Here is a 23,923-nt window from a genome sequence, read left to right as displayed (position 1 = left end):
CCGGCGGCTTTTTCGGCGCTGCTTACTTGCGCTTGCCGAAGGACTTGTAGCGGTCCTTGAACTTTTCGACACGGCCAGCGGAGTCGAGAATGCGCTGCTTGCCGGTGTAGAACGGGTGCGATTCCGACGAGATTTCAACGTCGACGAGCGGGTAGGTGTTGCCGTCTTCCCACTCGATGGTCTTGTCGCTCTTGACCGTCGAACGGGTCAGGAGCTTCTTGCCCGAAGCGAGGTCGTTGAAGACAACCGCCTGGTATTCGGGGTGAATGTCCTTCTGCATAAGTCTTTCCTTTGAATTCGTCAGAGCCCCTGGTGCGACCGAGTCGCCTGCCAGCTGCTCAAATTCGGATTGATCGACGCTGAGGCGTCAACCTATGAAACTATACCGGCTCATCCCCTGCAAAGCGAACCGAAGCGACGGGCGTGCCAGCGGTCCATGGTGTTTCAGGATTGCCTCACCGAGTCAGCCAGCGAATGAGCCCCGCGTAGTTGTACGGAGGAATGTTGTCATCCAGCGGCACACAGACTTCCACCTGTCCCTGAGCTTCGGCAACGAAGAGCGCCGGGTCGTTGCAGTCGGCATAGCCCACGGTGCGAAGTCCCCTGCTGGCCGCTGCTCCCGCCCAGCCGTGGTCGGCAACCACGAGGTCGGGCATGGGCTGGCCCGCTTCTTCCAGTGCGTCAAGCAGAGCGTGCATGGGCTCTGCCAGGTGGGTGTGCGGCAGACCGCCGTGAATGTGCCAGTGCCACACAGCGCCGATCTGGCGGACGTCACCGCCTTCAGACTGCAGCGGAATGAACTGGTTCAGGCACACAATGTCAGCACCCAACTGTTCAGCCCAGGCGGCCGTGGCTTCGTGAACCGGCAGCAGACCAGAAGGGTGGCCCGTGGCGAACAGGATTCGCCCGCCGCGTCCGGCGACTTCGGATACAGCAGCGCGCAGACGATCCAGCCCATCAAGGCACAGTTCAGTGGAGATCGTGTCAACGCCCTCCGTGTAATCGCGTTCCGGGCGGATACCGCAGCGGGCGACCATGACGTCAAACACGGAGTCGTAATCCCAGTCTTGGATGAGCGGCACACCGAAGTCGAAGTTGCGCTCCTGCGCCAAGAACCTGTGGATGTGCGACAGGTTGTTCTCTCGCGGAGTGGCGACTTCTCCCGTCACCCCGCCTTCAACCAGAGATTCGGCAGCGGCATCGCGCGTGATTTCAGCCATCGGCATCCTCCTGGAGTGCAAAGACAGCCACGGCTGCTGCCGCGGCTACATTGAGCGAATCGATTCCGTGAGACATAGGAATGATGACGCAGGCATCGGCGGCTTCGATCGTCCGGCGGCTGAGCCCAGCGCCTTCCGTGCCCATGATCAGCGCGGTTTTGGCATGCCCGGCACGGGCGAACTCGCGAACGCTGCTCGCTCCGTCGCGCAGAGCGAGAGCCGCGGTCGTGAAGCCGTGTTCGCGCAGCAGGTCGATACCTGCCGGCCAGGGGTCGATCCGCGCCCACGGCACCGAGAACACGGTGCCCATCGACACCCGGATCGACCGACGGTACAGGGGGTCGGCGCATCGTGGGCTGATGAGAACCGCATCGGCACCCAGAGCCGCCGCGGAACGGAAGATCGCACCGACATTGGTGTGGTCGACAATGTCCTCCAGCACCACGATCCGCTCAGCCCGGCCAAGGATTTCCCTAAGCTCCGGCTGAGGTTTCCGTTCCATGGAGGCCAGGGCACCCCTGTGCAGGTGGAAACCGACGATTCTCTCGAGTTCTGCGGGCGTCCCCAGGATGATCGGAGCGTCTGATCCAGCCAGCTGCGGCGCGAGATCCTCCAGCCAGTTGGGCCGCAGAAGAAACGAACGTGCCGCGTAACCGGCCGCGAGAGCCCGCGTGACGATTTTGGAGGACTCTGCAATGAACAGGCCCTCGGCCGGTTCCCGCTTGCTGCGCAGCTGAACGTCCGTCAGATCCGTATAGTCCGCAAGCAGCGACGCAGGCGCGTGGGCGGAGCGAACAACGCGAGATTCGTCGATTCCGTGAGCACGGAGGATCTGCTGTATCTGCGCGTCGTCGATATCGCGTTTGGCCGGCGTGTTCACAGTTGGATGATGCGGAAGAAAGCGATGATGCTGAGGACGACGATGATGCCGCGCAACAGCGGGTCTGGCAGTTTCTGGGCGAACTTCGCACCCGCGTATCCGCCGATGAGCGAACCGGCTGCCACCAAGAGCACGGCCGTCCAGTTGATCTTGTCAAAGCCGACGATCATGTAGACGATCGCCGCAACCGTGTTGACACCGAGCACCAAAACGTTTTTGAAGCCGTTGATCTGCTGCAGCGAGTACGCCGTGAGCACACCCAGGAGACCGACGAGCAGAACACCCTGCGCGGCAGCGAAGTAGCCGCCGTAGATCGCGGTGAAGAAGATCGCGGCAAGGACTGCCGCCTTCATAGCGCTCGAGGCGTCTTCCGGCTTGGCCGGAGCTGTGCGGCCAGCTTTTGCGGCACGTTTGGCAAGCGCCCTCTTGAGGAAGGGCTGGCCGATCACCATGATGACCGCAAGCACGATGAGCACGGGAACGACAGCTTCAAAGGTCGTTGACGGCAGAACCACCAGCAACAGCGCGCCGACGATTGAACCGAGGATCGACGCGGGCAGCCAAGCGGCCACCTGTTTGCCGTAGCCGGCCATCTGCTTGCGGTAGCCGAAGGAGCTGGCCACATTGCCGGGGATAAGACCCAGTGCGTTGCTCATAGTCGCTGTCTGCGGTGGGACGCCGAAGGCGACGAGAGCCGGGAATGTGATGAGCGTGCCGGAGCCGACAGCAGCGTTGATTGCTCCGGCGCCGAGGCCCGCCGAGAAGATGAGCAGGGCCTCGACGAGGGTGAATGAACCCATCAGCTCAGGCGTGCCTGCGCGTGGAAGCGCCCTTCGGTGACGGTGAGCTGGATGGGCAGGCCGAATGTCTCCGACAGGTTGGCTTCTGTGATGGTGTCCTTGATGTCGCCGGCTGCAACGACACCGCCTTCGCGGATGAGCAGAGCGTGCGTCATCGACTGCGGGATCTCTTCAACGTGGTGGGTCACCATGACGGTGGTCGGCGCGTACTTCGAGCCGATGATCTCAGTCAGTGCCTGCAGGAGCTCTTCGCGTCCACCCAGGTCAAGACCGGTTGCCGGTTCGTCCAGCAGCAGGAGTTCGGGGTCGGTCATGAGCGAACGGGCAATCTGCACGCGCTTCTTTTCGCCGTCTGACAGTGTGCCGAAGCGGCGGGTGCCGAAGCCGGCAATGCCGAAGGCCGACAGGAGGTCATCAGCACGGTCGAGGTCGATCTCGTCGTACTCTTCGACCCAGCGGCCCAGCACGCCGTAGGCGGCGGTGAGCACGACATCGTGAACTTTTTCGCTGCCGGGAATGCGCTTTGCCAGCTGCGATGACGTGTAGCCGATCCGTGGGCGCAGCTCGAAGACGTCAACGCGTCCAAGGCGCTCCTCGAGGATGTCGACGGTGCCTTCCGTGGGATGCATGCGTCCGGCCGCAAGCTCCAAAAGGGTTGTCTTTCCGGCGCCGTTGGGGCCGAGAACAGCCCAGTGCTGACCTTCTTCAACCGTGAGGGAGAAATCAGAGAGGAGGTGGTTGGCTCCTCGGCGGACACCGACGTTGTCTAGCTGCAGGACAGTGCTCATGTATCAGACTCTAACGCACTGGCACCTATACTCGGGCGGATGAATCCCCTTTCTCCCGATGCTTCGGCTGTGTTCTTCGCCGCGGCGCTGCAGAGCCTGCTTTCCCAGCGCCGTTCACCGGACACGATTGTCGATGCCTACGCCTCGGCCAGCACCCCGGTTCCCCTCATCGTCGACGACCCGGTGTTCGGCTCTGACACGCCTCAGGGGCTTCTTCTGTGGGCCGCACAGCTGCGACGGGAGGGCATCGACTCGGCACACACCGTTTTCATCCACCCCACGCTTCCCCACCGGGTGCCGCGGACCGATCGGGAGCACCGGCGTCTGTTGGCTCGGGTCTCAAGCGTCACAGTCCTTGAACAGGCTGGTGTTTCGCGCGCCATCGTCGTGCTCAATGCCGACGGAGCTGCCCAGGTGATTCCCACTGCTGCCGTGTCTTCTGCTCCTCTGGGCACTGTTTCGGCTGCCGAGGCGGTGCGGGAGCTGCGCGAATGCACGATGGAGTGGCTGGCTCTTGTTGAGCGGCTGGGAGACGAACTGCCGGAGAACCTGCGGCAGGCGCCGTGGCGAGACTGGCAGGCGGACATGGCGCTGGGCCGCCTGGCAGACAACATCGGGGACCTTCTGCCGGAGCCGAGGTGGGCGGCAAGTCTCGTCACAGCCTGCGAAATCCATTCACTGCTGTCACCGGTTTTGGCTCCCCACACCATGCAGCCGCCGGAATTCGGAGCGCTGCTGGCCCGCCTGCACGCTGCGGCAGCGGCCGTCGTGTGGTCTGTTACCCGAGCTCAGTAGACCGGATGCACTCACATAGAATCGCGGCATGGATCGACTCAGCATCATCACCGACGACGGCGGTCTCTTCGTACACTCGGATCTGTTTGACGAAGACGAACGCGATATCGTTGCCCGCGAACTGCTGGAGCAGTACCCCGGCGGCGATCTGTGGGCCGTCCCGCTGCCGTTGGGCCTGCTGGGCCCGGAGCTTGTCGTGATGGACGTCGATTCGACTTTCATCAACGAAGAGGTCATTGAAAAGCTCGCAGCCCACGCCGGCCGCGAAGCCGAGGTGCGAGCCGTGACGGAGCGCGCGATGGCCGGTGAGCTCGACTTCGCCGAATCTCTCATTCACCGCGTCGAACAGCTGAAAGGCGTGCCGGCCTCAGCCCTTGACGAAGTCGCCGCGTCTGTCACCCTGACCCCGGGTGTAGAAAAGCTCGTTGCGAACCTGCACAATGCCGAATGCCACATCGCGCTGGTCTCTGGTGGCTTCACCGCGATCGTCGAGCAGATCGCCGGTCCCCTCGGCATTGACGATGTCACCGCCAACGGCTTGGAGATCGTCGACGGTGTTCTCACCGGCAGGGTCAGCGGGCCGATAGTCGACAGGCAGACGAAAGCCCGCCGACTTCTGGAAATCGTTGAAGACGAAGGGCTCGACATTGCCCGCACCGTGGCGATCGGCGATGGCGCAAACGACATCGACATGATTGAAACCGCCGGCTTCGGAATCGCCTTCTGTGCCAAGCCGGCACTCGTGGAGCACGCGGATGCCCAGCTGCGCACCCGGCGCCTTGACGCGGTCTACCCCGGGCTTACGGGCATGAGCCTCTAACCGATTCGACCTTCGCACCGCTGAGCAGAGGCCAACACAGATGAGGCGGTGAGCACCTAGCTTGGAGTGCTCACCGCCTCATCTGTCTATATGCAGTCGATCTCAAACCGCTGTCATACCTGCTGAATCACGCCCTTTGGACGAAATCGCGGATCTGCGGTTGAGGGAGGATTCCTGCCGCATCATCCCAGCTGTCGAACTCGAATACTGCGATAGAGCTGGGGCGGAACTTCTCAACCGGACGGCCTGAGAACTCAGCCACGGCATCGGCGACGGTGGGGTTGTGGCCCACGATGATCGCCGCCTGTGACTCCGCCGGAATCGTCGCTACAGCTTCCCGCCAGTCCAGCACCTGCGCCTGGTACAGAGCGTCATCCAGGCGGAGCTCAGGCTCAGCGTTCAGCTGTTCGATGATGAGCTGCGCGGTTTCCGCTATGCGCCGCGCGCTCGAAGCGATGGCACTGTCGATCGGCAGATCAGCAAGAAATTCACCAGCCCTGCGAGCCTCATCACGGCCCTCCTGAGTCAGCGGACGTCCATAGTCCGGACCGGGTTCGTGCGAAGCGTGCGCGTGGCGGGCGAAGATCAGAATCGGCATGGCCCCAGCCTCAGGATCCGGTCGAGTGCAGGCCGCCGTCGACGTGAATCATCGAACCGGTGGTCTTGGGGAACCAGTCGGACAGCAGGGCGACGATGCCGCGGCCGGCCGGTTCCGTGTCGCTCTGATCCCAGCCGAGTGGTGCGCGGTCGCCCCACACGTCTTCGAAAGCCTCGAAGCCGGGGATGGATTTCGCTGCGGTCGTCTTGAGCGGGCCTGCCGAAATGAGGTTGACGCGGATGTCGTGCTCACCCAGGTAGCGGGCCAGGTAGCGGCTGGTGGATTCAAGGGCGGCCTTGGACACACCCATCCAGTCGTATGCGGGCCAGGCAACAGTTGCATCGAAAGTCAGGCCGACAATCGATGCTCCCTTGTTGAGCACCGGCTGAGCTGCCACGGCAATGGCCTTGAGCGAGTACGCCGACACGTGGAGCGCGTTTGACACCGACTCCCACGGGGTGTCGAGGAAAACACCGCCGAGTGCGTCCTTCGGGGCGAATGCGATTGCGTGGACAATGCCGTCGATGTTTCCGCCCAGACGTTCGGGCAGCGCCGCGAGGTCGTCTTCGTTGGTTGCGTCGAGTTCGATGACTTCGGCGGGCTTCGGCAGACGTTCAGCGATGATCGAGGTGATCTTCATCTGGCGGCCGAAGGAGGACAGGATGACTTCGGCACCCTGTTCCTGGGCCAGGCGGGCCGCCGAAAAGGCGATAGACGATTCGGTGAGCACACCCGTGACGAGGATGCGCTTGCCTTCAAGAATTCCCATGGTGTTCCTTTCTTAGGATTCTGCTGTCAGTGGCCCATGCCCAGGCCGCCGTCGACCGGAATGACGGCGCCGGAGATATAGGCGGCATCGTCCGATGCGAGCCAGGCGACGACGCCCGCGACCTCTTCGGGAAGGGCGAAGCGCTTAGCCGGGATGGTGTCGAGGTATTCCTTCTGCTGCTTTTCAGGCAGTTCGTCCGTCATGTCCGTCTTGATGAAGCCGGGAGCTACGACGTTTGCGGTGATGCCGCGCGCACCGAGTTCGCGGGTGAGTGAACGTGCCATGCCCACGAGTCCGGCCTTGGCCGCCGAATAGTTGAACTGGCCGGGCACGCCGTAAAGACCGGAAACGGAGGAGATGAAGATGATGCGGCCGAACCGTGAGCGGATCATGTTGGTGATGCCCGGCTTGACGGTGCGGTACACGCCGGTGAGGTTGGTGTCGATGACCTGCTCGAAGTCCTCTTCCGACATGCGCATCAGCAGGTTGTCGCGCGTGATGCCGGCATTGGCCACAACAACGTCAACCGCGCCCAGTTCCTTTTCAATAGCCTCGTAGGCCGCTTCGAGCGACGCGAGGTCCGTGACGTCTGCGGCGACTGCGAAAGCTCCTTCGGGAGCATCGCCGTTGCGCGAGGTGACGGCGACCTTGTCGCCCTGGGCGAGGAAACGTTCGGCGATCGTGCGACCGATGCCGCGGTTTCCGCCGGTTACAAGAACAACACGGGGTTCAGCCACGCTGATCCTTTCAGTCTGAAGTCAATCTCTCCCAACCTAGCCTAAAGCCCAGTGGGGCGTGGCTGCACAACAAAGGAGCGATATGCTTTTGTAGTCCGTTTGAAAGGTGGGGAAACGTGAAGAGCAGGCCCGCGGTCAGCATCACCTCGGCCAGCGAATCTCACGAAGCTGATCTCAACGCCCGCACCCGCAAATACCTGATTCTCATGGCCATTCGCATGGTCTGCTTTGTCGGGGCGGTCTTTGCACACGGCTGGTTTCGCTGGGCGCTCGTCGCCGGCGCCGTTGTTCTGCCGTGGATCGCAGTTCTCATAGCCAACGCTGTCAAGAGCCGCTACCAGCAAACCGACGCCGAGCCGTCCGTGCCGACGGCCGCCTCACTCGGCTCACCCGGCGAACGAAGCCAACCGGACCACTCTGATGTCGACGTTCCGATCATCATCGATGGCGAAATCGTGGAGGGCGACGATGACTGACCTGCAGTGCTCAGCCAAAGGCTGCCCAGCATTGGCGTCGTGGGCGCTCCTGTGGAACAACCCGAAACTGCACTCGGACGAACGCCGCAAAGTGTGGCTGGCCTGCAGTCTGCATCGAGAAACCCTCGAAGAATTCCTCACACTTCGATCATTTCTGCGTGAAACTGTGCCCGCAGATCGTATCCCCCCAGGAGCTGGATAAGTGCGCTACGGATTCATCTTCTCCGCAAAATGGCTTCGCTACATCGCCATTGCGATCATCTTCGCCATTGCCTGTGCGCTTTTGGCCAACTGGCAGAACAGCCGCCGGGAAGCCCGAAACGCTGAAATCCAGCGCATCGAAGCCAACTACAGTGCCCAACCACAGCAGCTGGACGCCGCGGTGCCATCGGCATCGGATCAACTGCCGGATGACGACGACTGGAAACACGTGACCGTCACCGGAACCTACGACGCTGAGCGCACGGTACTGGCGCGCAACAGGCCCTTAAGCGGCCAACCCGGCTACTTCGTCGTGACACCCCTGAATACCGAAGCCGGTCCTGTTGCGGTTGTGCGCGGCTGGACCGCCAGCTCCAGCGATCCGGATCCGAGCAGCGTCCCCGCTCCCCCTTCTGGCACCGTCACGGTTGACGGTTGGATCCGCCCGGCAGAAGAAGGCGATGCCGACGACAACACACCCGGCACCGTCAAGCAGCTCGACCCGAAGGTCATGAACGGCTACGAGGGCGGCTACACGGGTCTGTACCTCCAGGTGGGCTCCGAAAACCCGCAGGCGCAACAGTCCCTGCAGACGCTGCCGAAGCCGTCTGTCGACCCGGGTTCCCACCTGTCCTACACGATGCAGTGGATTCTGTTCGGACTCATGGCCCTCGGCGCTCTCATCGTCGCGCTGGTGCGGGAGCGAAAAGCAATTGCAGAAGGCAAGACCGAAGAGAACACCGACTACGTTGTCCTGGAAAAGGCAGCTATCGCCCACGGAGTGCGGGCGTCAGGAAGTCGCTACGGCGACGGCCGACGCCGTGTGAAGTCAGGTCGCCGCGACCGTTCGGCAGAAGACGACGAGGACGCCGCATTGGATTCTCAGGGCTGGGGCTGAAGCAAGATGCTCGGCCGAACACAGGCCCAAACGCACCCAGCCGCGCAAGGGCAACTCAGGCCAGCTCGACAAGCTCCAGGTAGTCGTCACTCCACAGATCTTCGTCTGCGTCCGGCAGAAGCAGCACCCTGTCGGGGTTAAGAGCCTCAACTGCGCCCGCATCGTGCGTCACCAGCAGAATCGCGCCCTCGTAACGCTCGATGGCTGAGAGAATCTCGACCCTCGACTGGGGGTCGAGGTTGTTCGTCGGCTCGTCAAGAAGAAGCACGTTTGCTGAGGACACCACGAGGCACGCGAGGGCCAGACGAGTCTTCTCACCACCGGACAGGACTCCAGCCGGTTTGTCGACGTCGTCCCCGGAGAACAGGAACGAACCGAGCACGGTGCGCACCTTCGTGTCGTCAAACGAGTCTGGTGCGGCTGACTGCATGTTCTCCAGGACCGTCCGGTCGAGGTCCAGAGTGTCGTGTTCCTGCGCAAAATAGCCGAGCTTAAGACCGTGTCCGGCGACCACTTCACCGCTGTCGGGTTCTTCTACGCCAGCCAGAAGCCTCAGAAGGGTTGTCTTGCCGGCGCCGTTGAAGCCGAGAATGACCACCCGCGTCCCCCGGTCAACAGCGAGGTCAACACCCGTGAACACCTCTGTTGAACCGTAGGCCTTGGACAAGCCCTTGGCTTCAAGCGGAACTCGGCCGCACTTGGCAGGTTCGGGGAACCTGAGGTCTGCGACCTTTTCGCGCTGCCTCTCCCCCTGTGTGCCGGCCAGCAGGCGGTCGGCGCGCTTGGCCATGTTCTGCGCGGCGACGGTCTTCGTGGCTTTCGCGCGCATCTTGTCGGCCTGGGCGTGCAGGGCCGCCGCTTTCTTTTCAGCGTTGGCGCGTTCGCGCCTCCTGCGCCGCTCATCGTCTTCGCGCTGTTTGAGGTACTGGCGATAGCCCATCGAGTAGATGTCAATGCACTGACGCGTGGCGTCAAGGAAGAACACCTTGTTGACGACCTCGTCGATCAAATCGAGGTCGTGCGAAATGATGATCAGCCCACCGGGGTATTTGGCGAGGTAGTCCCGCAGCCACAGAACGCTTTCGGCATCCAGGTGGTTGGTCGGTTCGTCCAAGATCATGGTCTTCGGCGCTTCGAACAGGATGCGGGCAAGCTCCACTCTGCGCCGCTGACCACCGGACAGAGTCTCAAGCTCCTGTTTCAAAAGCTCAGCGTCCAGCCCCAAATTAGCTGCGATCGCAAGGGCTTCGGACTCTGCCGCGTAGCCTCCGGCCGCGATGAACTCGTCTTCAATCCGGGGGTACTTGTCGATTGCCTTCGATGCAATGTCCGGGTCGGGCGAGGACATCTGCTCTTCGGTCCGGCGCAGGCGTTTGGCGAGCACATCGAGCTCACGTCCTGCCAGGATCCTCTCTTTGCCCGTCATGCGGAGGTTGCCGGTCCTCGGGTCCTGCGGCAGATAGCCGACCGAACCAGACCGGAACACCTGTCCGGCACTCGGCGGCACCTCGTCCATGAGCACTTTCGTCAAGGTTGTCTTGCCCGCTCCATTGCGCCCGACCAGACCAACCCGGTCGCCCTTTTCCACCCGGAAGGTGACATCGGACATGAGCACGCGTGCTCCGACGGTGATTTCAAGACCGGAAGCGGCGATCATCCACGGACCGCCTTCTCAACGAGGCCCGCCAGGTAGTCCTGCGGCCGGACGCCCTCGCTGCGTGCCTGTTCAGCAATTGCGGAGGCGAGGTCCCGCGGAACATCGGCCCAGATGCGCACGGTGTCTTCGGCTGATTTTTCCGAGGCCGCGCTGCCGGCTGCCGAGGTGCCGGCTTCCGAGGTGCCTTCTGGGGAGTTCTCTTCTGCCCGGGTATCGGCGGACTTGTGGGTGTCTCCGACAATTCCCGCAAAACCGGGACCACTGTCGGGTTCCGTGCCGTTCTGGTATGCGCCGGCAGCGGCGCGGGCGAGGTCGTCAGCCCGTTCGTTCATCCGATGATTGGCGTGCCCCTTCACCCATTCGTATGTAATGGAACGGCCCGCAGACTTAGCGGCAGACATGAGTTCGTCCAGCTGCTTCATCAGATCGTCGTTGAGCACGGGCTTGCCGTCGGCCTTTTTCCATCCGCGCTTCTTCCACCCGGCCATCCACTTGGTGATGGAGTTGATGGCGTACTGCGAATCGCACAGAACGTGAACATCCGAGCCGGAATCCTCAACGGCCCGCAGCAGTTCGATGACAGCCTGCAGCTCCCCGCGGTTGTTCGTCGCTTTGGGCCACCCACCCGAGGCCCACTGGTCCTCGCTGATGTACCAGGCCCACCCGGCGGGACCGGGATTGCCAAGAGCGGAACCGTCAACGGCGGCGATGATCGTCACAGAACTCCTAGAAATAAGTGTGGGGGCGGGTAGATTCTACCCGCCCCCAAAACATCAGATGATCAGATGTTGAAGCCCAAAGCGCGCATCTGCATGCGGCCGTCTTCCGTGATCTTCTCGGGACCCCACGGCGGCATCCAGATCCAGTTGAGGCGGAACGCCGGGACGATCCCGTCGAGAGCCTGGGCAATCTGGTCCTCGATGACGTCGCTCAGCGGGCATGCCGCCGAGGTCAGGGTGATGTCGATGACAGCAGTGCCGTCTTCTTCGACAACAACCCCGTAGACGAGCCCGAGGTCGACGACGTTGACGCCGAGTTCCGGGTCGACGACGTCAAGGAGCGCTTCTGTGACTTCTTCTGCCGAGGCGTTGCTCGGCGAGTCGATGACTTCGGTCACACTGTCCTCCTTGTTGGATCAGGCGTTCTGGAAGAAGCGGTCGTAGCCTTCGTTCTCCAGACGCTCGGCCAGTTCCGGGCCGCCCTCTTCGACGATCTTGCCGTCGACGATCACATGCACGAAGTCCGGCTTGATGTACTGCAGGATGCGCGTGTAGTGGGTGATGAGCAGGATGCCGACGTCCGTGTTCTCCTTGGCGCGGTTGACGCCTTCGGACACGATGCGCAGGGCGTCGACGTCCAGACCGGAGTCGGTTTCGTCGAGGATCGCAAAGCGCGGCTTGAGCAGCTCCATCTGGAGGATTTCATGGCGCTTCTTTTCACCGCCGGAGAATCCTTCGTTGACGTTGCGGGTGGCAAACGCCGGGTCAACGCGCAGCTTCTCCATTGCTTCGCCCAGTTCCTTCGACCAGGTGCGCAGCTTCGGCGCCTCGCCGTCGATGGCGGTCTTGGCCGAGCGCAGGAAGTTTGTGACGGTCACGCCGGGAACTTCCACGGGGTACTGCATTGCGAGGAACAGGCCGGCCTTGGCGCGTTCGTCGGCTTCCATTTCGGTGATGTCTTCACCGTCGAGCTCAATCGTGCCCGAGGTGATGGTGTAGGCGGGGTGGCCAGCCAGAGCGTAGGCCAGGGTCGACTTACCCGAGCCGTTGGGGCCCATAACGGTGTGGGTCTTCTTCGAGTTGATGTCGAGAGACAGGCCCTTGAGGATCTCCTTGGGGCCTTCGTCGGTTTCTACGCTGACGTGGAGGTCGCGGATAGAGAGAATGGACATGTTTCCTGCTTTCAGTGCGTCGAGTTGATGTCTACGAAGATCGTGCCGTCGCGCTCTTCGGCGGCGTAGACGGCGACTGGTTCAAAAGCCGGCGGTGACTGCGGCTCGCCCGTTGTGAGGTCGAAGGCCGAGCCGTGCAGCCAGCATTCGATCGAACAGCCCGAGACTTCGCCTTCGGCAAGCGATACTTCGCCGTGCGTGCAGACGTCGTTGACGGCGTGGACCGCACCGTCTTCCGTGCGCGCAATGCACACTTCGACGTCGTCGATCACCACGCGGACAGCGGTGCCGACTGCGAGCTCGTCCGATTTCAGTGCCGGCTTGCCGCTCATTCGGCCATGCTCCGGGCGAGCTCTTCTTCGATCTTCTGGTTGAGGACGTCTTCGACTTCCTCGTTTTCGATCTTTTGGATGATTTCGTTGAAGAAGCCGCGCACCACAAGGCGGCGTGCTTCGTCTTCGGGAATGCCGCGGCTCATGAGGTAGAACAGGTGCTCTTCGTCGAACTGGCCGGTCGACGATGCGTGACCGGCGCCTTCGATTTCGCCGGTTTCGATTTCCAGGTTCGGAACCGAGTCGGCGCGTGCACCCTTGCTCAGCAGCAGGTTGCGGTTCATTTCGTAGGTGTCGATGCCAAGGGCCTCGGGGCGGATGAGCACATCGCCAATCCAGACGGTGCGCGCATCCTTGCCGTAGAGGGCTCCCTTGTAGAGCACGTTCGACACGGCCTTCGGGGTGTTGTGGTCCACGTAGGTGCGGTGTTCGAAGTGCTGTCCGGCATCGGCAAAGTACAGGCCGTACATTTCGGCTTCCCCGCCGGGTGCGGAGTAGCGGACGTTGGTGTTCAGACGCACGATCTTTCCGCCGAGCGTGATCTGCACGTGCTTGAAGTACGCGTCCTTGCCGACGACAGCATCGTGCTGCGCGGCGTGCAGGGCGGTGTCGTCCCACAGCTGCAGTTCGATGAAGTCGACGTTTGCGCCGTCGCCCACAACGGTCGTGATGAGCTCGCTGTAGTCGACAGCACCCCTGTGGGTGACGATGAAATCAACGTGGGCATTGTCGCCGACGGTCACGAGGGTGTGGCCGTGGACGAGGCCGCCTTCACCCGTGAGGTCGATGCGGACGGGTTCTCTGATTTCAGCGCCGGCTTCCACCGAGTAGTGGGTGACGGCTTCAGCCTGGTTTGCGGCAACGACAGCCGGGAGGTCTTCCGGTGCCACGGCGCCGAGTTCACGAGCACGCTCCAGCGTGATCCTCTCGACGGTGACGCCTTCGGGCAACGTCTCTTCACGGCCCAGCGAACCGCTTCCGGTCTGATTCTGGAGAAGCGCGTCAAGCTTCTTGACCGGGCTGAAGCGCCATTCTTCTTCCCGGCCGGTTACCGCCGGGAAATCGGCAATGTCGAAGCTGCGCGTACGCTGCGAACGAGTGGTGGCAGGCACCTGCTTGGAAGCGGTGCTGCTCGAGGTCTGGGTCATTTCTCTCCTTTGACAGTCGGCGTGGTCTTCGCTGAGGTGATCAGCCGACCGCGCCTTCCATCTGAAGTTCGATAAGGCGGTTGAGTTCGAGTGCGTATTCCATCGGCAGTTCGCGCGCAATGGGCTCGACGAAGCCGCGGACGATCATGGCGTAGGCCTCGGTTTCGTCCAGGCCGCGGCTCATGAGGTAGAACAGCTGGTCTGCCGACACCTTCGACACGGTTGCCTCGTGGCCCAGCGTGACATCGTCGTTGCGGATGTCGATGTACGGGTACGTGTCCGAACGCGAATGGTTGTCCACCAGCAGGGCGTCACACAGCACGTTGTTGGCCGAACCGGACGCGTTCGGGTAGACGTGCACGAGTCCGCGGTATGCGGAACGGCCGCCGCCGCGGGCAACGGACTTCGCAACGATGTTCGAGGACGTGTTCGGAGCGGCGTGCACCATCTTCGAACCGGTGTCCTGATCCTGACCGGAGCCGGCGAAGGCAACCGACAGGGTTTCACCGCGAGCGTGCTCACCGGTCAGCCAGATGGCCGGGTACTTCATGGTGACCTTCGAACCGATGTTGCCGTCGATCCACTCCATGGTGGCGCCCTCTTCGGCGATCGCGCGCTTGGTCACGAGGTTGTACACGTTGTTCGACCAGTTCTGGACGGTCGTGTAGCGGACTTTCGCACCCTTCTTGGCGACGATTTCGACGACCGCCGAGTGCAGCGAGTCTGACTTGTAGATCGGAGCGGTGCAGCCTTCGACGTAGTGCACCGACGAACCTTCGTCGGCGATGATGAGCGTGCGCTCGAACTGGCCCATGTTCTCGGTGTTGATGCGGAAGTAGGCCTGCAGCGGAATTTCGACGTGAACGCCCTTGGGGACGTAGACGAACGAACCGCCGGACCACACCGCGGTGTTGAGCGCGGAGAACTTGTTGTCACCAGACGGGATGACGGTGCCGAAGTACTCTTCGAAGATCTCCGGGTAGTCCCGCAGACCGGTGTCCGTGTCAACGAAGATGACGCCCTGGCGTTCCAGCTCTTCGTTGATCTTGTGGTACACGACCTCGGATTCGTACTGGGCGGCAACACCTGCGACCAGGCGTTGCTTTTCAGCCTCAGGGATTCCCAGGCGATCGTAGGTGTTCTTGATGTCCTCCGGCAGGTCGTCCCACGTCTGCGCCTGCTCCTCGGTGGAGCGCACAAAGTACTTGATGCTGTCGAAGTCGATGTCGCCCAGGTCCGGGCCCCACTGCGGCAGCGGCTTCTTCTCAAAGAGCTCGAGCGCGCGCAGGCGGCGCTGCAGCATCCATTCGGGCTCGTCCTTCAGCTTCGAAATGTTGCGGACGACATCCTCATTGAGCCCGCGCTGAGCATTGGCGCCTGCTTCATCAGAATCTCGCCAGCCGTATTCGTAGGCGTTCCCGATGTCCTTCAGTTCGGGATTGGCTTCCAGAATCCAGTTGGATTCAGTGGTGTCAGTCACCTTGCTCCTCCTTGGTTTTGATCCGGCGCATCGATCAGCGGTCTGTTGACGTCCGAGGTCGGCACGTGTGTGTTGCACACGTGGCCGCCGGCCGCGAGCGTCGACAGGCGCCTGATGTCTACGCCCAGAAATTCAGAGAAGGCATCGAGCTCTGCTTCGCAGAACTGCGGATACCTTGCGGCAGCTTTGTGTATGGGGCAGTGCCCTTGGCACAGCTGCATGGCCTCCAGCGGTGTTCCCACCGCCACCGGAATGGCCGATGCCGCGTAGCCTTCGTCGTCCAGCGCTGCGGCGAGATCGCGTGAGCGTCCCGCCACGGTTGCCGATCGCCGGCCGACGCGCGCTTCGACACGCTCCATGAGTTCGCCGATTCGCTGCCTGGCGAACTCTTCGATCGCGCCCTCCCCCAGCTTATCTTCGAGGAATTCGAGTGCTTCCACGGTCAGCTCGTCATAGGAGTGGCTGATCCTGCTGTGCCCCGCGGTCGAGACCACGTAGTGCCGTGCCGGCCGTCCCCGACCGGTCTTCGCACCGGCGAGTTCGCGTACCTCGATTGCCCCTTCGTCTGTCAGAGCGTCGAGGTGCCGCCTGATGGCAGCGGCGGTCAGATCGAGCTGGCGGGCGATACTGGCAGCGGTGATCGGCCCGTGGTCCAACACCGCCTGCAGCACCCGCGCACGGGTGCGCAGCACAGCCTGCGAACTCTGCTGAGACATAACCTGCCTTGTAGTGTTGATTTGCGAGGCTTTTCGCCTCATCACCATTCAATAACATTAATGTGCCCTAAATTGTTCCACAACCGCTGGGCGAGGGCATCCTCCCGGATCGATCGGCGCGCCGGCTACAGTGGACGCCTGTGACAGCTCTCCAAGTCCGCAATGTGCGATATTCCTACGGCCGCAGCCCTGCCGTCGACGGAATTTCGCTTTCTGTTGAACCGGGTATGACGACCGCGGTTCTGGGCCCCAACGGGGCCGGCAAGTCCACACTCATCTCACTGTGCACGGGCCTTCTTCGCCCGCAGTCCGGAACCGTTAAAGTCTTCGGCCTCAGCCCTCTGGAGACTCAGGCCAGAGCCATGATCGGGGTCATGCTGCAGGATGGTGGGCTGCCGATGGCCGCAAAGCCGCCGGCGATCCTCAAACACCTGGCTCACATGTACGCAGATCCTGCTGACCCGAACGAGCTCATGGATCAGCTTGGAATCCGCTCTTTCGCCGACAGGTCCATCCGTCGGCTCTCCGGCGGACAGAAACAGCGAGTGGGCCTGGCCGCAGCACTCATCGGCAGGCCCAGCCTGGTGTTCCTCGACGAACCGACGGCGGGACTCGACCCGCAGGCATCCCTGGCAGTCAAGGAAATCGTCAGCAGCCTCGCCGACAGTGGAACCGCTGTCGTTTTGACCACCCACAACATGTCCGACGCGCAAGAGCTCGCCGACAACGTCCACATCGTCGACCACGGACGAATCATCGCCGAGGGAACACCATCGGAACTCACTGCCGGTCGTGCTTCTGCCCTGCGCCTGACCTTCGCGGACGCTCCCCCAAGCAAGCTCAGCGAAAAGCTGCGGTCCCGCTGGGGCTTGAGCCCCACCTCGGCAACGGCTATGAACTCAGCCGGCACCTTCAGTGCCGACGACCTCAGCCAGATTACCGCGGAGATCGCAGCCAGCGGAGCAGAGCTGACCGGCCTGTCCATGAGCTCCGGTGACCTGGGGGATGTCTTCCTCCAGCTGACGGGAAGGAGCCTGCGGTGAGCGCGCACACACCCGGTACACAGTCCAACGAGCTCCACCAGCAGCCCGCACCGGCTTTTCGCCGGATAGCAGCTCGGGCAGTGTTTGAAGCCAAGGCAATCCTAGGCAATGGCGAACAGCTCATCCTGTCGATCGTGCTGCCTCTGGCCATCCTGTTCACCCTGTCACTGACAGACATACTCGAAGTCTTCGGCTACACCGGAAGCAACCACACGGCTGTCGCGCTGGCAGGCGTGCTCGGTGTGTCGATTGCCTCCAACGCCTTCACGGGTCAGGCGATCGCAACTGCTTTTGAGCGCCGCTACGGGGTTCTGCGCCACACCGCCACCACCCCGCTGGGCGCAAGTGGACTCGTGGCCGGCAAGATCATCGCAGTACTCGGCGTGACCGTCGTCCAGTACGCACTCGCCTTCGCCTGCGCGGCATTTCTCGGCCTGGACGCCAACATCAACATCGCAGCCGTTGTCATCAGCGCTGTCGTGGGAACAGCGGCCTTCGTCGGCTTGGGTCTGCTCATGGCGGGCACCATGAGGCCCGAGGCGGTGCTCGCCTTTGCGAACCTTTTGTGGGCCGCCATGGCAGGCGGGGGCGGACTGCTCATCGATCACGGGGGCGCGTGGGGTGCAATCGTCGGCTTCCTGCCGTCTGGGGCGTTGGGCTCTGCTCTGCGCAGCGCAATCATCGACGGACGCTTCGATTGGATGAGCCTGCTCGTTCTCGCTGTCTGGGCGGTCATTGCAGCGGCAGCGGCTCGCCGTTGGTTCTCCTTCGACGACAGGTGAGAGAATAGGCCCTATGTCGACCTCCGCCTCTGATCTTTCCGCGGCCCAGCCGCAGAACACCACGACTCTCCCTCGCCGCATTCGCGTGGCTGCATGGGTTGTTCTCATCGCTCAAGTGAGCATCATCGTCACTTCGACCGCTGTGCGCCTGACAGGCTCCGGTTTGGGATGCTCCGACTGGCCCATGTGCGAACCCGGATCGCTCACCAACACCCCGGAGATGGGCATTCACGGCTTCATTGAGTTCGGCAACCGCGTCCTGGGTGTTGTTCTGGGCCTCATCTGCCTGGCTGCGCTCATCGTGGTCTGGCCGTGGCGGCGCGAACGGCCCGAACTTGCGTGGTCGACATTTGCACTCCTCATGGTTGTGCCGGTCCAGGCTGTCATCGGCGGTCTGTCAGTGCTGAGCAAACTCAATCCATGGGTTGTCGCCAGCCATTTCATTCCATCGGCCGCATCGGTCGCGGTCGCCGCGTACCTGATTGTGCGTGTGTATTCCGGACCCGGTCCGCGTCGCCCCGTTGGCCCGGAGAAGCTGCGCAAGCTCATGTGGGTTATTGTTGCTCTGCTCGTCGTTGTCCTTGTATTCGGTGTTCTCACCACCGGAGCCGGCCCGCACGCGGGCGACCGCGAATCCGCCCGCAACGGTCTGCCCACCGTATGGATGGCGCGCTTCCACGCATTCCCGGTGTGGCTCATGGTGATCACCGCGGTGTGGACTCGCGTTATCGCGGCAAAAGAAGGAGCAGTCCCCCAGGCTCGCGCCATCGACTTCCTGCTGGTCGTCACAGTGCTTCAGGGCCTGATCGGCTACGTGCAGTACTTCACCGGCCTGCCGATTGGCATTGTGCTCGTTCACATGTTCGGGCTGACGCTGGTCATTATGGCCGCGGTCTTCGCCATCATGTCCAACTATTCGTGGAAGGCCGCTCCAGCGCACCCCGCCGACGACATTCTCGAACCCGCAGACAGCCGAGCTTGACGCATGCTTCTGCGTCTTTTCCGCAGCTTTGCCCTGCCCCTTTGGCCTGCGCTGTTGGGCCTGCTCTTTTTTGAGGCCCTGCAGATCGCCGCATCCCTTGCGCTGCCGGCGCTCAACGCGCGGGTCGTCGACGACGGCATCGCCGTGGGCAACACCGCCGAGGTGTGGCGCCTGGGAGGCATCATGCTCGCCGTCACCTTTGGGCAGGTCATCGCCAACGTCCTCGCGATCGCCTGCGGCGCCTACGCCTCGCTCAAGGGAGCGCAGCGGATCCGCTCGGCGTTCTTCGACAAGGTCTCGTCCTTCGGATTCCAGGAGCTGGCGGAGTTCAGCTCCTCCAGCCTCGTGACCCGCTCGACGAATGACGTCCGCCAGGTCCAGCAGTTCCTCACCATGGCCATGTCGATCACGATCATGGCCCCGTTCATGGCCGCCGGCGGACTCATCATGGCGATGACCCAGGACGTCAAGCTGTCCTGGACCGTTCTCGTGACAGTCGGGCTGCTCGTCATCGTCATGGTGTGGGCCATCCGCGGCATGGTGCCGAGCTTCCGCGCCATGCAGGAGCGGCTGGACGCCATGGGCTCGGTTCTGGCTCAGCAGCTGTCCGGCCTGCGCGTCATCCGGGCCTTCGTGAAGGAGGACCGCGAAAAGCAGAGCTACGCCGAGGTCAACAGGTCGATGACGGATGCCTATATGACCGTCGGCAAGTACTTCGTGACGCTCTTTCCGCTCATCATGCTCGTCGTCGGACTCGGCGAGATGGCGATCATCTGGTTCGGCGCCCTCGGCGTCGAATCGGGCGATACGCAGGTCGGCACGCTCATGGCGTTCACGCAGTACCTCATGCTCATCCTCATGGGCGTCATGATGGCCTCGTTCTTGGCCATGATGCTGCCGCGCGCCGAAGTCGCGGCCGGCCGCATCTGGAACGTGCTCAAGACGGAGCCGGCGCAGACGCGCTCCGGCGACGTCGACGAGTTGCCCGCCCCGGGCGCCCTCGAGCTCGCCGGCGTCACCTTCTGCTTCCCCGGGGCCGAGGCGCCCGTCGTCTCCGACGTGTCCTTCTCCGCTGCACCGGGAACCACGACCGCCGTCATCGGCGCGACGGGCTCCGGCAAGACGGTGCTCATGCAGCTCATCGTCGGCCTGCTCGAGCCGACGAGCGGCTCAGTTCGCATCGGGGGCGTGCCGGCTGGCGATCTCACTGCTGATACCCGCAGCGCCCAGTTCGGCTATGTGCCGCAGAAGCCGCAGGTCTTCGCCGACACGATCGCGGGCAATCTGCGCAAGGGCAATCCGACCGCCTCGGACGCCGAGATCCGCGAGGCTCTGCAGACCGCGCAGGCGTGGGAGTACGTCGAGCGGCTCGACGGCCAGACGGAGTTCACCGTGAACCAGGGCGGCACCAACCTCTCGGGCGGACAGCGGCAGCGCCTGGCGATCGCCATGGCGCTCGTCCGCACAAGCCCGATCCTCATGTTCGACGATTCGTTCTCCGCCCTCGACACGACCACGGAGGCCGCAGTGCGCTCCAGAATCGACGCGTCCGGGGAACGCACGCAGGTCGTCGTCACACAGCGCTGCTCCACAGCTGAGAAGGCCGATCAGATCGTCGTCCTCGACGCCGGCCGCGCAGTCGCGGTGGGCACGCACAGCGAGCTCGTCGAGTCCTCCGAGGTCTACCGCGAGATCGTCGAATCGCAGACGGGAGTCAGCCATGAGCGATGAGCGTCCGCCGAACGAGAAGTCGACGCACTTCTGGAAGACCGTCCGCCGCGTGATCGGCGAATTCGGCGCCCACCGCGGCCAGATGGTCATCACCGTCATCACGCTGTTCATCGGAACGGTGCTCACGATCGCCGCGCCGTATGTCTTCGGCCTGGCGACCGATGCCGTGTTCGCCGGCTATCTGTCGTCGAAGACCTCGCCCGGACAGTCGACGGCGGAGGCCGCCGCGGAGCTCCAGGCCGGCGGGCAGTCCGATCTCGCGGCCGTCCTCGACACGATGGACGTCGTGCCCGGCGCCGGCATGGACTTCGGCCTCATCGGCCGGCTCGTCATGCTGGGCGTGGCCGTCTACGCGCTGTCGTCGCTGTTCACCTACATCGGCGGGCGCGTGAGCATCGGCGTGGTCAACACCGTCATGAGCGGCATGCGCACGCGCGTCGAGGCGAAGCTCCACCGCGTGCCCCTGTCGTACTCGGACCGCCAGCGCCGCGGCGATGTCCTCTCCAGGCTCAACAACGACCTCGACAATCTCACGCAGGTCGCCAATGAGAACCTGCAGCAGATCATCACGAGCGTCATCACCTTCGTCGGCGTGCTCGCCGTCATGTTCACCCTGTCCTGGCAGCTGGCGCTCGTTGCGATTGCCGCGATCCCGCTGACGGCGATCATCTTCGCCCTAGTCGGCGTGCCCAGCCAGAGGCAGTTCAAGAAGCAGTGGACCACGACCGGCGAGCTCAACGCGCATGTCGAGGAGTCGATCTCCGGCCTGTCGCTGCTGCGCGTCCACGGCGGCCTTCCGACTGCCCGCGAGGAGTTCGAGAAGATGAACGCGGACGTCTACTCCTCCAGTGTGCGCGCCCAGATCCTGTCGGGCTCGATGATGCCGGCGATGCTCTTCGTGTCGAACCTCGTCTTCGTGGCCACTGCCATCCTCGGCGCGGCCCTCGTGGCCGGAGGGGCCCTCACGCTCGGCGTCGTGCAGGCGTTCGTCTGGTACTCCCGCCAGTTCTCCCAGACCTTCGGGCAGCTGGGCGGCATGGCCTCGCGGCTGCAGTCGGCGGCCGCCAGCGCCGAACGCGTCTACGAGCTGCTCGACGCACCCGAGGAGACCCCGAACGCCGATGCCGAGCCGTTCTCCCCGACCGCCGGTCGGGTCGAGTTCGATGAGGTCGACTTCTCCTATGATCCCGAGGCGGAGCTCATCAAGGGCCTCTCCCTCACCGCCGAGCCGGGCCAGACGATCGCCGTCGTGGGGCCCACCGGCGCAGGCAAGACGACGGTCGTCAACCTGCTCATGCGCTTCTACGACGTCGACTCCGGAGCCATCCGCATCGACGGCCGGGATGTGCGCGATATGAGCCGGACGGATCTGCGCCGGCCGATCGGAATGGTCCTGCAGGACACCTGGCTGTTCGAGGGAAGCATTCGGGACAACATCGCATACGGCAACGAGAACGCCGACCGGCAGGCCATCGAGGCTGCGGCCGAGGCCGCCTATGTCGATCGCTTCGCCAAGCACCTCCCCGACGGGCTGGACTCTGTCATCACGGAGACGGCGGACAACATATCGGCCGGTGAGCGCCAGCTCATCACGATTGCGCGCGCCTTCGCCTCCGAGCCGACGATCCTCATCCTCGACGAGGCGACCTCGAACGTCGACACCCGAACAGAGGTGCTCGTGCAGGAGGCAATGAACCGCCTGCAGGCCGGACGGACGAGCTTCGTCATCGCCCACCGTCTGTCGACCATCCGCAATGCCGATGTCATCGTCGTCATGAACAAAGGTCGGATTGTCGAACAGGGATCGCATGCCGAACTCATTGCCTCTGGCGGCCTCTACGCATCACTGCACGCGGCAGGTTTTGAGGAAGACTGAGGCTCAGGAGTGGGTCCGTCAAAGATCGCAGCGCGAAGCGCACTACTCGGATAGCGGCGTGAGCACCCTTGCTTTCACAGCAGTCTCCTGAACACCGGCCGCCATCCTCGTCAACAGAGCCCACCAACAGCAGACAGAAAAACGCGGGGCCGGTGAGAACTGATTCTCACCGGCCCCGCTCTTTCAGCTTTCAGAACATCAGCCGATGAACGGGTTGAGGAACGGGTCGATGGCAACTGCCAGGAACAGGATCGACAGATAGGTGATGGATCCGTGGAACACGCGCATTGCCTTCAACTGGGTTCCGCTCAGACCCTTCTTGGCGCGCTTGAGGAAGGTGATGCACTCCCACAGGAACCAAGCACCGGAGCCCAGAGCGACAACCGCGTAGAGCGGCCCCATGGGCGCCAGCGGGATAACTGCCAGGGATGCTGCGATCATGGCCACGGTGTAGCCGATCATCTGCACGCCGACGGTCTTCGGCGGAACCTTGTTCGGAAGCATCGGAACATCCGCAGCTTCGTAGTCCGCCTTGTACTTAATGGCCAGCGGCCAGTAGTGCGGCGGAGTCCAGAAGAACACCACCAGGAACAGCGCGACGGGAGCCCAGTCGAGCGAACCGGTGACAGCTGACCAGCCGATGAAAACCGGCATGCAGCCAGCGGCGCCTCCCCAGACGATGTTCTGGGTGGTGCGGCGCTTGAGGATCATGGTGTAGAAGACGGCGTACAGGAGGATCGCGGCGGCGGTCAGACCGGCCGCAACCCAGTTGGTGAAGCCGCCCATCCACAGGATCGAGCCGATGGCCAGCGTGAAGGCGAAGATCGTTGCTTCCTTCACCGAAATTTCACCCGTGACGAGCGGACGGGTTTCGGTGCGCGCCATGCGGGCATCGATATCGCGGTCGAAAATCGAGTTGAAAACAGACGCCGATGCGGCTGCCGCCGAACCGCCGATCAGGGTGGCGATGATGAGCCACAGGTTGGGCAGTCCGCGTTCGGCAAGGAACATCACCGGCGCCGTCGTAACGAGCAGAAGCTCGATAACGCGGGGTTTGGTGAGCGAAACGAACGCCATGAAGCGGCTGCGGTTCTCAACCGAAGCAGCCGGTCGCTGTTCATCCCGAAGACGCTGCAGCGGACGTTCTGCTTGGTGCTGCTGATGAGCGCTCACGCATTCACTTCCTGTTAATCGACGCGAAGATTCTCACTGGATTTTCCCAGCGTCCGCTCATTCTATCTGCTGTGCCTGTGAATACCAGCTCCCACCCGGTGCGCACGCCCGTTACAGTTGGTGTGGACGC

The 23,923-nt window shown here is 63.0% G+C and carries 26 protein-coding genes; 9 read left to right on the top strand and 17 right to left on the bottom strand.

Annotated elements, in window-relative coordinates; all coding sequences use genetic code 11:
* Positions 1 to 22 precede the first annotated feature (22 nt).
* From Bravens_RS06000 to Bravens_RS05980, 5 genes are all read right to left on the bottom strand, one after another.
* Positions 23 to 280, bottom strand: a complete 258-nt coding sequence (locus Bravens_RS06000; RefSeq protein WP_019175036.1) for a type B 50S ribosomal protein L31 — start codon at positions 278 to 280, stop codon at positions 23 to 25.
* Positions 281 to 455: 175 nt separating this feature from the next.
* Entirely contained in the window at positions 456 to 1,220 is a 765-nt protein-coding gene (locus tag Bravens_RS05995; protein WP_062021329.1) for a phosphatase, read from the bottom strand.
* Entirely contained in the window at positions 1,213 to 2,100 is an 888-nt protein-coding gene (locus tag Bravens_RS05990) for a TrmH family RNA methyltransferase (protein ID WP_062021327.1), read from the bottom strand. Before Bravens_RS05990 ends, Bravens_RS05995 begins: the two co-directional genes overlap by 8 nt.
* Complete coding sequence (locus Bravens_RS05985) at positions 2,097 to 2,900, bottom strand: sulfite exporter TauE/SafE family protein (protein WP_062021324.1); 804 nt, start codon at positions 2,898 to 2,900, stop codon at positions 2,097 to 2,099. The genes Bravens_RS05990 and Bravens_RS05985 overlap by 4 nt, the downstream gene beginning before the upstream one ends.
* Entirely contained in the window at positions 2,900 to 3,688 is a 789-nt protein-coding gene (locus Bravens_RS05980) for an ABC transporter ATP-binding protein (protein ID WP_019175040.1), read from the bottom strand. The genes Bravens_RS05985 and Bravens_RS05980 overlap by 1 nt, the downstream gene beginning before the upstream one ends.
* 39 nt (positions 3,689 to 3,727) lie before the next feature.
* Between Bravens_RS05980 and Bravens_RS05975 the strand changes: the two genes are divergently transcribed.
* A complete protein-coding gene (locus Bravens_RS05975) occupies positions 3,728 to 4,483 on the top strand; it encodes a hypothetical protein (RefSeq protein ID WP_157452712.1) in 756 nt (251 codons plus the stop codon).
* 28 nt (positions 4,484 to 4,511) lie between these two features.
* Complete coding sequence (gene serB, locus Bravens_RS05970; protein WP_062021318.1) at positions 4,512 to 5,303, top strand: phosphoserine phosphatase SerB; 792 nt, start codon at positions 4,512 to 4,514, stop codon at positions 5,301 to 5,303.
* Between the two features lie 127 nt (positions 5,304 to 5,430).
* Here serB and Bravens_RS05965 read toward each other — a convergent pair whose 3' ends face one another.
* From Bravens_RS05965 to Bravens_RS05955, 3 genes are read right to left on the bottom strand one after another with little or no spacing between them, the layout of a single operon-like run.
* The gene (locus Bravens_RS05965; protein ID WP_062021315.1) at positions 5,431 to 5,901 is read right to left on the bottom strand and encodes a SixA phosphatase family protein; all 471 of its coding nucleotides are present in this window, start codon (positions 5,899 to 5,901) and stop codon (positions 5,431 to 5,433) included.
* A gap of 10 nt (positions 5,902 to 5,911) precedes the next feature.
* On the bottom strand, positions 5,912 to 6,670 hold the full coding sequence (gene fabI / locus Bravens_RS05960; RefSeq protein ID WP_061942899.1) for an enoyl-ACP reductase FabI: 759 nt from the start codon (positions 6,668 to 6,670) through the stop codon (positions 5,912 to 5,914).
* Between the two features lie 26 nt (positions 6,671 to 6,696).
* Positions 6,697 to 7,407 carry a beta-ketoacyl-ACP reductase gene (locus Bravens_RS05955; protein ID WP_061942901.1) on the bottom strand — a complete coding sequence of 237 codons (711 nt, stop codon included), beginning with the start codon at positions 7,405 to 7,407 and terminating at the stop codon, positions 6,697 to 6,699.
* A 116-nt stretch (positions 7,408 to 7,523) separates the two neighbouring features.
* Here Bravens_RS05955 and Bravens_RS05950 point away from each other — a divergent pair, with 116 nt between their 5' ends.
* Complete coding sequence (locus tag Bravens_RS05950) at positions 7,524 to 7,883, top strand: DUF3099 domain-containing protein (RefSeq protein ID WP_062021313.1); 360 nt, start codon at positions 7,524 to 7,526, stop codon at positions 7,881 to 7,883.
* Between the two features lie 202 nt (positions 7,884 to 8,085).
* Positions 8,086 to 8,982, top strand: coding sequence for an SURF1 family cytochrome oxidase biogenesis protein (locus Bravens_RS05945; protein ID WP_062021310.1), 897 nt, complete (start codon positions 8,086 to 8,088; stop codon positions 8,980 to 8,982).
* A 55-nt stretch (positions 8,983 to 9,037) separates the two neighbouring features.
* Here Bravens_RS05945 and Bravens_RS05940 read toward each other — a convergent pair whose 3' ends face one another.
* The 8 genes from Bravens_RS05940 to Bravens_RS05905 form a co-directional block, all read right to left on the bottom strand.
* Positions 9,038 to 10,639 (bottom strand): ABC-F family ATP-binding cassette domain-containing protein, encoded by a 1,602-nt coding sequence (locus Bravens_RS05940; protein WP_062021307.1) that lies wholly within the window; start codon positions 10,637 to 10,639, stop codon positions 9,038 to 9,040.
* Entirely contained in the window at positions 10,636 to 11,358 is a 723-nt protein-coding gene (locus tag Bravens_RS05935) for a ribonuclease H family protein (RefSeq protein ID WP_062021304.1), read from the bottom strand. Before Bravens_RS05935 ends, Bravens_RS05940 begins: the two co-directional genes overlap by 4 nt.
* A 62-nt stretch (positions 11,359 to 11,420) precedes the next feature.
* Complete coding sequence (locus Bravens_RS05930; protein WP_019175051.1) at positions 11,421 to 11,756, bottom strand: metal-sulfur cluster assembly factor; 336 nt, start codon at positions 11,754 to 11,756, stop codon at positions 11,421 to 11,423.
* 18 nt (positions 11,757 to 11,774) lie between these two features.
* Positions 11,775 to 12,530 (bottom strand): Fe-S cluster assembly ATPase SufC, encoded by a 756-nt coding sequence (gene sufC, locus Bravens_RS05925; protein WP_061942908.1) that lies wholly within the window; start codon positions 12,528 to 12,530, stop codon positions 11,775 to 11,777.
* Between the two features lie 11 nt (positions 12,531 to 12,541).
* Positions 12,542 to 12,862 (bottom strand): Rieske (2Fe-2S) protein, encoded by a 321-nt coding sequence (locus Bravens_RS05920; RefSeq protein ID WP_019175053.1) that lies wholly within the window; start codon positions 12,860 to 12,862, stop codon positions 12,542 to 12,544.
* Positions 12,859 to 14,010, bottom strand: a complete 1,152-nt coding sequence (gene sufD / locus Bravens_RS05915) for a Fe-S cluster assembly protein SufD (RefSeq protein WP_062021301.1) — start codon at positions 14,008 to 14,010, stop codon at positions 12,859 to 12,861. The genes Bravens_RS05920 and sufD overlap by 4 nt, the downstream gene beginning before the upstream one ends.
* A 40-nt stretch (positions 14,011 to 14,050) precedes the next feature.
* Entirely contained in the window at positions 14,051 to 15,490 is a 1,440-nt protein-coding gene (gene sufB, locus Bravens_RS05910) for a Fe-S cluster assembly protein SufB (RefSeq protein ID WP_280512873.1), read from the bottom strand.
* A complete protein-coding gene (locus Bravens_RS05905; RefSeq protein ID WP_062021300.1) occupies positions 15,487 to 16,206 on the bottom strand; it encodes a helix-turn-helix transcriptional regulator in 720 nt (239 codons plus the stop codon). The genes sufB and Bravens_RS05905 overlap by 4 nt, the downstream gene beginning before the upstream one ends.
* A gap of 140 nt (positions 16,207 to 16,346) precedes the next feature.
* Between Bravens_RS05905 and Bravens_RS05900 the strand changes: the two genes are divergently transcribed.
* Genes Bravens_RS05900 through Bravens_RS05880 form a run of 5 tightly spaced genes read left to right on the top strand, consistent with a single transcriptional unit; the run spans position 16,347 to position 22,620 of the window.
* Complete coding sequence (locus Bravens_RS05900; protein ID WP_062021297.1) at positions 16,347 to 17,249, top strand: ABC transporter ATP-binding protein; 903 nt, start codon at positions 16,347 to 16,349, stop codon at positions 17,247 to 17,249.
* Positions 17,246 to 18,031, top strand: a complete 786-nt coding sequence (locus Bravens_RS05895; RefSeq protein WP_062021295.1) for an ABC-2 transporter permease — start codon at positions 17,246 to 17,248, stop codon at positions 18,029 to 18,031. The genes Bravens_RS05900 and Bravens_RS05895 overlap by 4 nt, the downstream gene beginning before the upstream one ends.
* A gap of 13 nt (positions 18,032 to 18,044) precedes the next feature.
* Complete coding sequence (locus tag Bravens_RS05890) at positions 18,045 to 19,013, top strand: COX15/CtaA family protein (protein WP_062021292.1); 969 nt, start codon at positions 18,045 to 18,047, stop codon at positions 19,011 to 19,013.
* A gap of 3 nt (positions 19,014 to 19,016) precedes the next feature.
* Positions 19,017 to 20,744, top strand: coding sequence for an ABC transporter ATP-binding protein (locus Bravens_RS05885; RefSeq protein ID WP_062021289.1), 1,728 nt, complete (start codon positions 19,017 to 19,019; stop codon positions 20,742 to 20,744).
* Positions 20,734 to 22,620, top strand: coding sequence for an ABC transporter ATP-binding protein (locus Bravens_RS05880; protein WP_062021286.1), 1,887 nt, complete (start codon positions 20,734 to 20,736; stop codon positions 22,618 to 22,620). The genes Bravens_RS05885 and Bravens_RS05880 overlap by 11 nt, the downstream gene beginning before the upstream one ends.
* 198 nt (positions 22,621 to 22,818) lie before the next feature.
* On the opposite strand, the gene Bravens_RS05875 is transcribed toward Bravens_RS05880, so the two are convergent.
* Positions 22,819 to 23,793 carry a heme o synthase gene (locus Bravens_RS05875; protein WP_019175062.1) on the bottom strand — a complete coding sequence of 325 codons (975 nt, stop codon included), beginning with the start codon at positions 23,791 to 23,793 and terminating at the stop codon, positions 22,819 to 22,821.
* Positions 23,794 to 23,923: the final 130 nt, after the last annotated feature.

Source organism: Brevibacterium ravenspurgense (assembly GCF_001584615.1).
Lineage (GTDB): Bacteria > Actinomycetota > Actinomycetes > Actinomycetales > Brevibacteriaceae > Brevibacterium > Brevibacterium ravenspurgense.
This window is presented reverse-complemented; position numbering and strand designations above follow the sequence as displayed.